Raw genomic sequence first — 13,879 nt, forward strand, 5'->3', positions numbered from 1 at the left:
TAATATCATATCATAAAGAATATATTTTTGTAAACCCTAATTTCAATTTTTAAATATTCCCCTTCTCGCCTAAACGCTTCACATACATTGAAATATATGATAAGATAGGTATTACTATTTCATATTATTGGGGGAACAAAATGAAAAAATCTCGTGTCCTTTGGATTGCTACAGCCTTTCTTACGGTTTGTGTAATGCTCGTAACAGGCTGTTCTACGGATAAGTCTGCCGTGAAACTAGACTCGTCAAATCCAGTATCTTTAGAAGTTTGGCATTATTATAACGGTCCGCAAAAGATTGCTTTTGATGATATGGTTTCTGAATTCAACGAAACAATCGGCCAGGAAAAAGGTATCGTAGTTGAAGCTTTTAACCAGGGCAGCGTGAGCGACCTGCTTACAAAGGTATCCGACGCAGCCAATAAAAAAGTAGGCGCAGACGATATCCCGGACATCTTTGCCGCTTATGCCGATACGGCATATGAACTTGACCAGCTTGGCGTCGTAGCAGACCTCGATCCATACTTCACGCAGGAAGAGCTTGAGCAGTATGTTCCCTCATATATAGAAGAAGGTCGTTTTGACCAGTCAAATTCCCTGAAGATATTCCCAACCGCAAAATCAACGGAAGTAATGATGCTCAATAAAACCGATTGGGACAAATTTGCGGAGGCGACGGGCGCAACCTACGAAGATATTTCAACCATCGAAGGGATTACCGAAACCGCCCGGAAGTATTACGAATGGACCGACAGTCTTACTCCAGAAGCGGATGATGGGAAAACCTTTTTTGGCCGCGATGTAATGGCGAATTATTTAATCAGCGGAATGAAGCAGCAGGGCATCACACTTTTTGATGTCTCAAGCGACGGAAAAGTAACCTTTAACCTTGACGAGAACGCGCTCCGGAAGTTATGGGATAATTATTATATACCTTATATAAACGGTTATTTCGGCGCATTTGGCAAATTCCGTTCCGATGATGCGAAAACCGGCGATCTGATTGCCTTGGTATGCTCCACAACGGGTGCAACCTATTTTCCAAGCGAAGTGACGATCAACGATACGGAAAGTTATCCTATCGAAGGCGTTGTACTTGAGAACCCCTGCTTTGAAGGGGCGGAGCGTTACAGCATTCAGCAAGGTGCGGGAATGGTCGTTACGAAGTCGGATGAAAAGACAGAATACGCGGCGGCAGAATTTTTAAAATGGTTTACCGATACGCAGCGCAATATCGATTTTTCAGTTACCTCCGGTTATCTCCCCGTTAAAAACGAGGCGAATGATACTGCCCTTGTTGAGAAGACCTTTGAAAATTCAGCCGACATATCAACGTCATTGGAGGAATCCGTGCTCGTTTCTATTGGTCAGGTACAAAATGACCAGCTCTATACAAATAAAGCATTCAAAAACGGATTTGACGCAAGAAACATTCTGGAGTATTCCCTTTCCGATAAAGCTGCGGCTGACCGTGAAGCCGTTCTTACCGCTATGGCGGAAGGAACAAGCCGAAGCGAAGCTGTGGCGGTATATGACAATGACGAAAACTTTTCAGCATGGGTGGCCGATCTGAAAAAACAATTAGAAGAAACACAGAAATAATAGAGGGATCGGCGAATGTCCGTGAAAATAAAAGAGCAATCGATCATTAAAAAGTTTATGGGGCCGATTTTGATCATCATGGTGATTCAGACCGTCCTATTTGCCTGTATTCTTTTATTCAGCGGAACAATTCGCCACTTAAACGACAACTCTTTTGATATCCTGACTGAGCGTACGATCAGCCGCAAAAACGATCTGGAAAACGAAATGATACAGCACTGGTCGGCGCTTGAGCCCCATGAAGACATTATTGTGAACCAGATCGAAAGCTTTTTGGCGGACAATAATATTTCAGCACAGGATATCGACGATAAAGCCTCTATTCAAATTTTGGATTCTGTTTCCGAACAAATTATTTCATTGCTTCGTGATAATTCTGTAACGGATGCTTTCCTTATTATGAACGGCAACCGCGATGACAATGTAAAATATGGCCTTTACCTGAGGGATTCGGATCCTACGACGAATTCTGCGGATAATTCAGACCTGCTGATAGAAAATGCTCCCGCTTCGATTACAAAGAAGCTGAATATTTCTTTGGACAGTACTTGGGATTCCAAATTTACATTGGATCCTGCCGATTCTACTTCTGCTTTTTACTATAATCCTTTTAATGCGGCGCAAGATTATCCTGAGGTGGGAAGCAGCGACTTAGCTTACTGGTCTCCTCCTTTTGATGTATCTGCTGATACCGCGCGCCCTATTATTACCTATACCATTCCTTTGCGCCTGTCGGATGGAACCATTATTGGGGTTCTGGGAACGGGAGTTTCTACCGATTATATTTCCACTCTCCTCCCCTATAACGAAATAGATATTAATAAAAATGGATTTTATTTGCTTGGCATTTCTGAAAATGGATCATTGGATATTCAAAATCTCACAACCAGCGGCCCTATGGCAAAACTGATGGTTGGAACTTCCGATACTACCCCGCTAGCTGAGGACAACTCTTACGAAAATATTTACCAGCTCCAGAAAAACAGCAAGATTACGGATACTGTTTACACAAGCATGCAGCCCATTCATTTGTATAATTCCAACACATTGTTTGAAGGAGATCAGTGGGTTCTTTTAGGTGCGATTGAAAGTAAATATTTGCTGGACTCTTCATACCAGGTGACGATGATGGCAATTATTTCTTCTTTGATTTCCATTTTGTTTGGTATGGTCGCGGCTATGATTGCAGGGCGCAGGCTGACGAAACCTATCGTATCGCTGGCTCACACCCTGCAGAGCAGCAGTGCGGAGTTGCCGCTCAAATTTGCAAAAACGCACATTGCGGAAATTGACCGTCTTGCTGATGCGGTCGAAATTCTCAGTAACGACATTGAAGAATCTGCATCCAAATTGTCGCAGATCATACAGGCTGCCAATATAGCAATCGGCGCTTACGAATATAATGCGGTTACAGATCAGGTAATTATAACAGGTCGTTTCTTTTCCCAGTTTGGACTCGAAGAACGCACGCATATGAGCGGTGATGAATTTCAAAAACTGATAAAAACATTTTCTTCTTTCAAGGAGCCCCATGTACAGGAAAATGAATCTGTTTACCGGCTTATTGGTCAAAACGGTAATAGCGTATGGCTTCGATTGAAGTTAGTGGGCAACGAAACAACACGCAGCATGGGCGTACTGACAGATATTACGCAGGAAATGCTTGAAAAACGCAAGCTGGAATATGAACGCGATTACGACCTTCTGACCAACCTGCTGAACAGACGCGCTTTCCAATCCCTTATCCACGATTTATTTAAAAAGCCTGAGCAGCTAAAAACCGCAGCTTTTATGATGTGGGATCTCGATAACCTCAAATATATCAACGATACCTACGGACACGATTACGGTGATGAATATATTAAGAAAGCTGCAAACATCCTGAAACAGTTTACATCCAATAAAAATACGATTGTTGCCAGAATGTCCGGCGATGAATTTTACGTGTTTATTTACGGATGCCATTCCAAAGACGAAATCAGGCAAATCATTGAACCGATCAAAAATAAAATGGATACCGCCACGTTATATCTTCCGGATTCCGGCAGCATCAAAATACGTGCATCCGCTGGTATCTCATGGTTCCCTTCAGACGCTACGGATTATTCTGAATTGATTAAATACGCCGATTTTGCAATGTACACCGTCAAAAATACGGAAAAGGGCAAGATTGCCGAATTTGATAAGAGCCTGTACAGCCGTGATTCTTTCCTGCTGCACAGTAAAGAAGAACTGAACCGGTTGATTGAAAACGAGCTTGTTACATATGCCTTCCAGCCTATCGTAGACGCACGTACGGGAGAGATTTTTGCATACGAGGCCCTGATGCGGCCCCAGTCTCCTACCCTGCGCTCGCCTGCTGATGTTTTACGGATTGCGCAGGCACAGTCCCATTTGTACCAGATTGAGAATTTAACGATGTTCAAAGCGCTTAAATCATATTTAAACTTTCCTGATAAGGTCCATAAGCGCAAGTTGTTTATCAACACGCTTCCCAGCCAAATGCTGAGCGGAGATGCGCTCAGCGCATTCGAACGAAAGTTCCATTCGGTTTTGGACGACGTGGTCTTTGAGATCATGGAAACCGAACGGCTCGATGAAAACTTTACCGCCAGAAAGCTGGAGCTATTCAAAAAATGGAATTCGCAGATTGCGCTTGATGACTATGGTACAGGCTATAGCAGCGATTCGATACTTCTTCTGATCAATCCGGATTATGTTAAAATTGATATGTCGATTATACATGATATTGACGCGGATCCAAACAGACAGCTGCTTTTTGAAAACCTGAGCACCTATTTGAAACAGAAAAACATCAAAATAATTGCCGAAGGCGTGGAGACCTACGCAGAAATGAAAACGCTGATATCCTATGGCATCGACTATCTGCAGGGATATTATATCGGTATGCCTGAAAATATACCAATCGATCAGACAATACGCATGCAGGAAATACGGGATTTGAATTCAAACTAAATAAAAAAGCGCCAATGGCGCTTTTTTATTTATCCTGAAACAGTTTTAAATACATCTTTTCAAAGTCCTCGAGCGGTATGGGTTTGCTGAACAGAAACCCCTGGGCTTCGTTTACGCCAAGCTCTTTGATCAGTTTAAACTGTTCTTCCGTCTCTATTCCCTCTGCAATCGTATTGATCTTCATCTTTTTACATAATTCTGCAAGCGATCCAACCAACGAACGCGTCTTAATGTTATTCGCAATATCGTCTACAAGACTTTTATCAATTTTAAGGACATCGAAATCAATTCCGGAAAGAAGCGACAGGTTTGCGTAATGCGTACCAAAATCATCAATATACACGTTAAATCCTGCTTGACGCAATTTTTTGATGAGCTCCTTTGTATCCACTTCATCCAAAAGCTCCACCGTTTCTGTAATCTCAATGCCAAGATAACGTTTAGGCAGGTCATATTTTTCAGTGGTGCGAAGAAGGCGTTCAATAAACCCCGGCTCCGCAAGCGTATACCTGGAAAAATTAACAGACACAGGATACGGATCATTTCCCTGATCAATCCATTCCTTCAGCTTGCCGCAGACGAAGTCACAGACGAAATAATCAACTCCGCTGATCAGCCTTGTATCCTCGAGCAGCGGTAAAAATTGTCCCGGTGGTAAAGTAACATTTTTCTTTCCACGATACCGTACCAGGGCTTCCGCACCGATCACAGACCTGTCTGCGGTGGATACCTTTGGCTGGAGGTAAACTAGGAACTTATTTCCATCCAGCTCCTCCTTGAGCTTGTCTGGCGTTGCCAAGTCCAATATGTCGTCATTTTTATGACGATAGCGTTTAGAAGCCCTGTTTTGATGATAAAAACGCTTTTTATCTTCATACATTTGCGCGTCCGCAGTTGAAATGATCTGCTGGATGTCCTCAGGTTCCGCCGTCCATTGATAACCTATTGCGGCCCTGCAACGCGGATCGCGTTCAAATTCATGCTTCAGTTCCATGGTCCGCGCTTTAAACTGTTCTTCCGTAAGGCCTTCCCTGATGATTACAAATTCATCGCCACCAATCCGATAGCAATGCTCCCGTCCAAAAATTGTTCTCGCCTTTTGGGCGCATTCAGCTAAAATTCCATCACCAAATTCATGCCCGTACTGATCGTTGATATCTTTTAATCCATTGATATCGAGATACACTACGCCCACTGGCTGATCTCCCTTTGAAAGCCGATCAATATCCTTCACGTACCGGTTACGGTTATGAAGCTGCGTCAGCGTGTCGTAGTAACTGAGCTTTACAAGCATTTTTTGATCGTTGATTCTGCTGATAGTCATCATCAGGAAATAACGAAGCGTCTGCAACAGCGACGATATATTTTTAATCTTGTCGACAGGAGGATTGTCTACGCCAATATACCCGCTCAGTTTGCCGCCGATTTCAAGAGGAGCCGCAACAAGGCTCTTAATGCCCTGCATATTAAGCACTTCATACTCTCCCGGCGATTCATTCCTGATCTTTTCCAGATTTTCAATAATCACGCATTCATGACGGTTAAAATAAGGCTTCCAGCGATCAATCAGTAAAATATCGATACCCTGCAAATTTTGAATCTGCGGCTCTATGCCGACCGAACACCATTCATACGTATTATACATCGTGCTATCCTTGATCTCAAAAATATATGCACGGTCTGCCGCAAGGTATTCTCCCAATGTCTTAAGCGCCCGCGGAATTGCCTTATCCAGCTCGTCTTCACGATAGAGATAGCGTACACATTCCATGATCATTTTTTCAGCACCCAGAGCATTGGTCAGTTCAAGCTTTTCGTTCTCTTTTTCCGTAATATCAAACGCAACCTCCAGTCTGACCATTTTTCCATCCCAGTCAATCAACCGATCCTTTAAAAGATAATGATTTTTGGTAAGAGGATTTGTAAATTCCCATGTATAAATTTCACCCGCGCTCAGTTTTGAATTGGTGCAAAACGGGCACGGCTCCGTCCTGCCCTGCAATGCCTGATAGCATTTAATTCCCGCAAAATCCTCCTTCAGGCCAAAATTTTCCCGGCCTGTATTATTTATATATAATAAATCAAAATTTTCCGGATCGGCAACATATACGAGCTCTGATATATCATCCATTAATTCAAACATATTTACTCCGTTTCCTGCAGTTGCACATACATCAATAATGTCAGCTTAATAAGTATATCTCAGCGTAATATTTTTTTCAATCATTCAAATCTTAAAATAATATCAAGACAAATTTTTTATCTCATGATTAATATAATAAAGAAAGGATTTTTTGCTATTAAAAAAGGCCAAAACCACCCCTTGGCTTTGACCTTCCTATGTTGGTGGGACTGACTGGACTCGAACCAGCGACCCCCTCGATGTCAACGAGATACTCTAACCATCTGAGCTACAGTCCCATATTTATATACCTTATCATTTGCCGTCCTGCAATGATAACTATACTGCCTTTACAATTATACAGATTTCTGTTTAAAATTCAAGTGTTTCTTTCTAAAAATACGTGTATATGGTATAATTATAAAAGAGGTAAATTGTCGTGGAAGTAAAACCAAAACAAAGTATGGCGCATAATAAACTGCTTCTTTTGTACTTGCTCAAAAATGGTAACCTGGAGCTTTCCGAGCTTCAAATGGTACGCATTATGAGCGAGCTTTCTTTCATGGGCTATTTTGACCTCAAGGAATGTATGTTCGAACTGGAACAAAACGGGCATATCTATTCCAAGCCTACGTCCCAGACAATCGTATATGGTATAACGGAAAACGGTGCAAACATGCTGGAGGTTTTGCAGAACGACCTTCGCTTGTCGTTTCGCGATACGATTGACGAATATTTACAAAAAAACAAAACCACACTTGAAATGGAATCACAGTTAATTGGCGAATTCATCAAATTATCCGATAATGAATTTCGTGTGATTTTAAAGGTTCTCGAGCACGACCGCACGATATTTGAAATCAATAGCATCGTATATTCAAAAACGGAAGCGCAAAGCATCGTCGACCACTGGCCCAGGAACGCAATTCCGATCTATAAGGATGTTATCTTACGCCTCGGCGAGTAACCTCAGGGCAAAGGAAGCCAGATAAAAAGAGCCGCATACGACAAGTATGCCTTTTTTTTTGTCCGCAACGCAACGGCCTTCTTCAAAAGCAAAATCCGGATTTTCTATCGACGCAGCATTCGCAAAATAATCCGCCAGCTCTTTTGCGGGCATTCCCCGCTTTTTACTTGCACAGGTACAAATTACCCTGTCTGCAAATTGTTCAATTTCAGATACAGCGCCAAATACATCCTTATCACGCATAATTGCAGTCAGTACCGTTATGTCTGTGTTACCATAATACTTTTGAACGGTTTTCTTCAGCTCGGCAAGCGCGGCAGGATTATGCGCGCCGTCAATAATGACATTTCCGCTGACCTGTACACGCGCGGGAATCACCGTATGCGAAAGGCCCTCGCGGATAGCCTGCTCCCCCATTCCCAGCTCCGCTGCGGCAATGAGCGCGACGCAGGCATTATCCACCTGCATGGGAGATACGGCATAGATGTGCAGGTCCCTGTAATGTTTTCCTTCATAGGAAAAATCAAAACGTTGCCCTGCTGTCCCGCTTTGCCTGATTTTAATCTCTTTTTCATTCAACAAAACGAGCCTTGCATTTTTTGCCCTGCAGGTCTGCCGAATCACACGCAGGGCTTCTTCCTCCTGTGGATGTGAAATTACAATCGAATCGTCCTTGATGATACCGCACTTCTCCCGCGCGATGGCAGTAAGCGTATTCCCCAAAATTGCCATGTGATCGTAACTGATTGGCGTAATGACCTGCATTTTCGAAGGGACAATATTGGTGGGATCGCATCTTCCACCAAGCCCGGTTTCCATCACGGCATAATGAGTGCCCTTATCCCGGAACCACGCAAGAGCCGCATGCGTCCAAACGCAAAAGAGGTGCATATTCCCATCACCTCTTACGCGTTCCATATAGGTCTCGTATTCTGTTTGACCGATCTCTTCCCCATTGATCTTCATCCGCTCCCGTGGGGAAATAATGTGTGGCGAGGTAAACAATCCGCACGAGTGGTTTACGGAAATAATGTCCGCAATATATTGCGCCGTCGAACCCTTTGCGTTTGTCCCTGCCAGATGCACGTATTGCATTAGCCTTTCAGTCCCTCCAGGAAGGAAATCCTCTCCTTAAGCTTCGTACGCATCTCAAGATACGTTTCCAGCTTTGCACGTTCTTCCTCGACAACCTTGGCGGGAGCTTTGTCTGTAAAGCCTTTATTATTCAGCTTTCCTTCGGCCCTGCCGATTTCCTTGTTATTTTTTTCCTCTTCCTTTTTCAGCCGCTCAATTTCCTTTGCAACGTCAATCAGCTCCGCGAGCGGCATAAACGCCTCTCCAACAGCGCACACGGCGGAAACGCTGTTTTCCGGGATCTGCGCCTTGTCCTCTACCACTTCAACGTCGCTTGCATAAGCAAGCTTTTTCAGGTATTCCGCACATGCTTCGATTGCAGCCTCGTGCTTTGTGAGCACAGTAAGCTTTACCTTAACGCTCGGCGGCACATTCATTTCCGCGCGCACATTACGAATCGAACGAATCAGGTCCATCACGCCGTTCATCATCTCGGCCTGAGCGCTTCCGCTCTCATACCTTATTTCCGGCCATGGACCAAGCATAATGGTTTCGTCCGCATCCGGCAGGCTCGTGTAAATGTCCTCCGTTATAAAGGGCATAAACGGATGCAGGAGCTTCAGCGTATTTTTCAGCACATACACAAGCACGCTGATCGTAGCTTCCCTGACCGCTTCATCCTCTCCGTATAACCGCGGTTTTGCCATCTCGATATACCAGTCGCACAGCTCGCTCCACGTAAAGTCGTAGATTTTCTGCGCCGCAAGTCCAAGATCGTATTTCTCAATGTTTTCGGTACATTCCCTGATCGCATCGTTGAGCTTCAGCAAAATCCATTCGTCTGCAATATCAAGCCTGCTTTCGTCGATCGGTTTTACGTCTCCTTTGATATTCATCATTACAAAGCGTGAGGCGTTCCATATTTTGTTGGCAAAATTACGCGCAGCCTCCACCTTCTCCCAATAGAAACGCATATCGTTTCCGGGGCTATTGCCCACCGCAAGTGAAAAACGCAGCGCGTCCGCACCGTACTTATCGATTACCTCAAGGGGATCGATGCCGTTATTTAAAGACTTGGACATCTTGCGGCCCTCGCTGTCCCGCACAATACCGTGAATATCTACCGTATGGAACGGCACATCTCCCATAATCTCAATGCCAAAGATGATCATCCTGGCCACCCAGAAGAAAATGATATCGTACCCTGTTACCAAAACATCCGTAGGATAAAAATAGCTTAGCTCGGGCGTTTTATCCGGCCATCCCAACGTCGAAAAAGGCCACAGGCCTGATGAGAACCAGGTATCGAGCACATCCTCATCCTGTACAAACTCCTCATTACCGCAATCCGGGCATTTGGAAGGCTCGTCCAGCGCGACGATTAACTTTCCGCAGTTTTTGCAGGTATATGCGGGAATCCGGTGCCCCCACCAAAGCTGGCGGGAAATACACCAGTCCCTGATGTTATACAGCCAGTTGAAATAGATTTTTGAAAAGCGCTCAGGTACAAATTTTACCTTCCCGCTTTCCACTGCTTCGATTGCCGGCTGCGCAAGCTCCTTCATTTTAACAAACCACTGCCTGGAAATGATCGGCTCAATTACCGTATGGCAACGGTAGCAATGCCCTACATTATGCGTATAGTCTTCTATTTTGACCATTGCGCCGCAAGCCTGTAAATCCGCTACGATCTGCCTGCGCGCTTCGTCCCTGTCAAGCCCGGCGTATTTGCCGGCGTTTTCAGCCATCGTACCGTCGTCGTTCATCACGCGAACCATCGGAAGACTATGGCGCTCACCTACTTCATAGTCGTTCGGATCATGGGCAGGCGTAATTTTTACCGCTCCTGTACCGAATTCCATGTCGACATATTCATCCGCGATTACCGGGATCGGTTTGTCAAGAAGCGGCAATATAACATTTTTGCCTACAAGGTCTTTATATCTGCTGTCCTTTGGATTTACAGCCACTGCCGTATCGCCAAGCATCGTTTCCGGGCGCGTCGTAGCCACTACGATTCCTTCTCCGCCATCCTCGGCGCGGTAACGCATATGCCAGAGGTGTGAGGCCTGCTCCTCGTATTCCACTTCCGCATCCGAAAGCGCAGTCATGCAATCCGGACACCAGTTGATGATACGGTTTCCCTGATAAATCAGGCCCTTTTCATAAAGGCGTACGAACACCTCCCGAACCGCCCGGTTACATCCTTCATCCATCGTAAAACGTTCCCGGTCCCAGTCAAGCGACGATCCGAGCTTTTTAAGCTGCTCTACGATCCTCCCGCCATATTTTGCCTTCCATTCCCACGCACGCTCCAAAAACTTTTCCCGTCCCAGTTCTTCCTTGGACGTCCCCTCTTCGCGCAGGGCATCTACAATTTTGACTTCTGTAGCGATACTGGCGTGATCGGTTCCCGGCATCCAAAGCGCGGAATACCCCTGCATCCTCTTGGTACGGATGATTGCATCCTGAAGCATATTGTCAAGGGCGTGTCCCATATGCAGCTGTCCGGTAATATTTGGCGGCGGAATTACGATTGTAAACGGTTTTTTCTTTTTATCGACCTCCGCATGAAAATAGCCTTTATCAATCCACTTTTGATAAAGCTTCTCCTCGGTTTGTTTTGGATCGTAGGTGGTGCTCAGCTCTTTTTGCATCGTTCTTCCTCCAGAAAATTATCAAATAAAAAACACAAGAAACCCCGCTATTGCTACTCCAAAGCCAATGAATTTACAAACAAGGTCAGCATGTTTATACTGAAAATGCACGGCAACCGCTTTTGAAGAAAAGCTGAAAACAGCGGCTGCCGCAAGCAAAATGAGTCCTATAACCTGTACCGTCGTAATATTGGCAAAAAAGCTCATGGTCTCTCCATTTCATTATTGTCTCATTGTAATATTATATCCTCAATACGCCTTATTATCAAGATGATCGCCACGCAATGTAAAATTTTCGTGCATTCTATGTTTTTCTAATCGATTTCGTATTATAATGAATATAAACTATCGTAAACGTGTTGAGGTATCTATGGGTGAAAATAAGTACAAACATCTGATTAACAGGGATTTAAGCTGGTTGAAATTTAACGAGCGCGTATTGGAGGAAGCTGAAGATCCTTCCACTCCTCTATTCGAGCGGCTTAATTTTGTGTCGATTTATCACAGCAATCTCTCTGAATTTTTGATGGTGCGCGTTGGCAGCCTTCACGACAGGCTCCTTCTCAAGAAGGATGAGATCGATCCGCGGTCCGGCATGACCACCACGGAACAGCTGCGCGCGATCAACAAAGAAATCCGCAGGCTTACGCCGCGCAAAAACCGCGCGCTGCTTGAAATTTTAAACGAGTTGGAAGATTATGGGATTTTTTATAAACCGGGCAAGCATTTGACAAAATATGAAGAACGCTTTATGCAGCGTTATTTTGAGCGCAATGTTCTTCCCTTGCTTTCTCCACATATCCTCGATAAACACCACCCGTTCCCATTTTTACAAAACAACACGGTATATATCGCTGTGCTCCTGAAATCCAAAAACGGAAATACACAGCTTGGCATTATTCCTGCAAGCGGTTATTTTGAACGCCTGCTTTTGCTGCCCAGTAAATACATCAAATTCACGCTGATTGAAGACCTGATCTATCATTTCGCCGCACGGGTTTTCCCCAAGCATAAGGTAGAGGCGCGCAGTATTTTCTCTATCACGCGCAATGCGGATATTGATGCGGATGAGGCTTTCTTTGACTATGATATGTCCTATCGCGATATCATGGAGATCATCGTTAAAAAGCGTAAAAAGCTTGAACCTGTACGTCTTGACATTACGCGTAATCAGAGCGACGATATCACAAAACGCTTAATGAAGCACCTGAACCTGACAAGCGATGAAGTTTTTTTCAATGAAATGCCGACCGTGCTTTCCTTCGTGTCCGATTTGCGCGACGCATTGACGGATGAAAAATTCAGTCCTTTGTTCTATCCGCCGCTAAAGCCGCAACCAACTGGAAAAATAGACGCTTCTGCGCCTATCATACCTCAAATACAAAAAAAGGATCTGCTGCTCTCATACCCTTATCAGGATATGCGTACCTTTGTGCGTCTCCTCGAGGAGGCAGCCGATCGCCCGGACGTTATTTCCATTAAAATTACTTTATACCGTGTTGCGCGCAATTCCAAAGTGATTGACGCGCTGATCCGCGCTGCGGAAAACGGCAAGGAGGTCATCACGGTTGTAGAGCTTCGCGCACGGTTTGACGAAGAAAACAACATCGATTGGTCCAAGCGTCTGCAGGACGCAGGCGCATCCCTGATCTATGGGATCGAGGATTATAAGGTCCATTCCAAGCTGCTGTTGATTACCATGAAAAAAGATGATTCCGATGTCCAGTTCATCACGCAGATTGGCACCGGAAACTACAATGAAAACACATCAAAGCTATATACAGACCTTTCGCTCATAACAGCAAACGAGGATATTGCGATCAACGCGCAGGATGTTTTCAAAAATCTCTGTATGGGGAGCCTGGTGGAAAATTCCGATATCCTGATGGTTTCACCGCTGACTTTGAAACCTGCTGTTTTACGCGGCATAGACAGGGAAATGTTACTCGCCAGGGCAGGCGCGCCCGCCGAGCTTATTTTTAAGCTCAATTCCCTCAACGATATCGATATTATACATAAGCTGATTGAGGCATCGGATGCAGGAGTAAAAATCCGCATGCTGATCCGCGGCATTTGCTGCCTGAATGTAGAAGAAACGGGAAGGACGCGCAATATTAAGATTTCCAGTATTGTTGGCCGTTATCTGGAGCATTCACGCGTTTATATCTTTGGCACGCCGGATCGGCAAAAGGTCTATATTTCCTCGGCCGACTTCATGTCCCGAAACACGGAACGCCGTGTGGAGGTCGCCGCCCCAATCATGGACGATGACCTCAAACAGGAAATTCGTGCATTGATGGAATTACAACTTCGTGACAACGTAAAGGCACGGCACCAGGTAGGCAAAGGCGTATACAAAAAACTGCCTGTTGTTCCCGGGGCGCCGCGCATCGACAGCCAGATCGAGCTGTTCAGGGAAGCCTACAGGCAGGCCGGAACGCCATTACCCGACTGGCTCAATAACAGACAATAAATTTGAAAG

7 protein-coding genes and 1 tRNA gene are annotated in these 13,879 nt (G+C 44.8%); 4 read left to right on the forward strand and 4 right to left on the reverse strand.

The window, feature by feature from the left end; translation table 11 throughout:
• Positions 1-140 precede the first annotated feature (140 nt).
• Together ACS5WU_RS02465 and ACS5WU_RS02470 are read left to right on the forward strand one after the other, a co-directional pair.
• Positions 141-1,601: an extracellular solute-binding protein gene (locus ACS5WU_RS02465; protein WP_302760424.1), complete on the forward strand. Its 1,461-nt coding sequence runs from the start codon at positions 141-143 to the stop codon at positions 1,599-1,601.
• 15 nt (positions 1,602-1,616) lie between these two features.
• Positions 1,617-4,577: an EAL domain-containing protein gene (locus tag ACS5WU_RS02470; protein ID WP_302760423.1), complete on the forward strand. Its 2,961-nt coding sequence runs from the start codon at positions 1,617-1,619 to the stop codon at positions 4,575-4,577.
• Positions 4,578-4,602: 25 nt separating this feature from the next.
• Here the strand turns inward: ACS5WU_RS02470 and ACS5WU_RS02475 are convergent, their stop codons facing one another.
• On the reverse strand, positions 4,603-6,720 hold the full coding sequence (locus ACS5WU_RS02475) for a sensor domain-containing phosphodiesterase (protein WP_302760422.1): 2,118 nt from the start codon (positions 6,718-6,720) through the stop codon (positions 4,603-4,605).
• Between the two features lie 201 nt (positions 6,721-6,921).
• Positions 6,922-6,998, reverse strand: a tRNA-Val gene (locus tag ACS5WU_RS02480).
• 140 nt (positions 6,999-7,138) lie between these two features.
• Between ACS5WU_RS02480 and ACS5WU_RS02485 the strand changes: the two genes are divergently transcribed.
• Positions 7,139-7,666, forward strand: coding sequence for a DUF4364 family protein (locus ACS5WU_RS02485; protein WP_131924886.1), 528 nt, complete (start codon positions 7,139-7,141; stop codon positions 7,664-7,666).
• Here ACS5WU_RS02485 and ACS5WU_RS02490 read toward each other — a convergent pair.
• Together ACS5WU_RS02490 and ACS5WU_RS02495 are read right to left on the reverse strand one after the other, a co-directional pair.
• A complete protein-coding gene (locus tag ACS5WU_RS02490; RefSeq protein ID WP_320606931.1) occupies positions 7,649-8,761 on the reverse strand; it encodes a bifunctional folylpolyglutamate synthase/dihydrofolate synthase in 1,113 nt (370 codons plus the stop codon). The two genes, ACS5WU_RS02485 and ACS5WU_RS02490, sit on opposite strands and share 18 nt — an antisense overlap.
• Positions 8,761-11,397, reverse strand: coding sequence for a valine--tRNA ligase (locus tag ACS5WU_RS02495; RefSeq protein ID WP_302760420.1), 2,637 nt, complete (start codon positions 11,395-11,397; stop codon positions 8,761-8,763). Before ACS5WU_RS02495 ends, ACS5WU_RS02490 begins: the two co-directional genes overlap by 1 nt.
• A 334-nt stretch (positions 11,398-11,731) precedes the next feature.
• Between ACS5WU_RS02495 and ppk1 the strand changes: the two genes are divergently transcribed.
• Positions 11,732-13,870 (forward strand): polyphosphate kinase 1, encoded by a 2,139-nt coding sequence (gene ppk1, locus ACS5WU_RS02500; RefSeq protein WP_082103332.1) that lies wholly within the window; start codon positions 11,732-11,734, stop codon positions 13,868-13,870.
• The last annotated feature ends 9 nt before the right edge of the window (positions 13,871-13,879 follow it).

The organism is Christensenella sp. KGMB01412, from assembly GCF_055522415.1.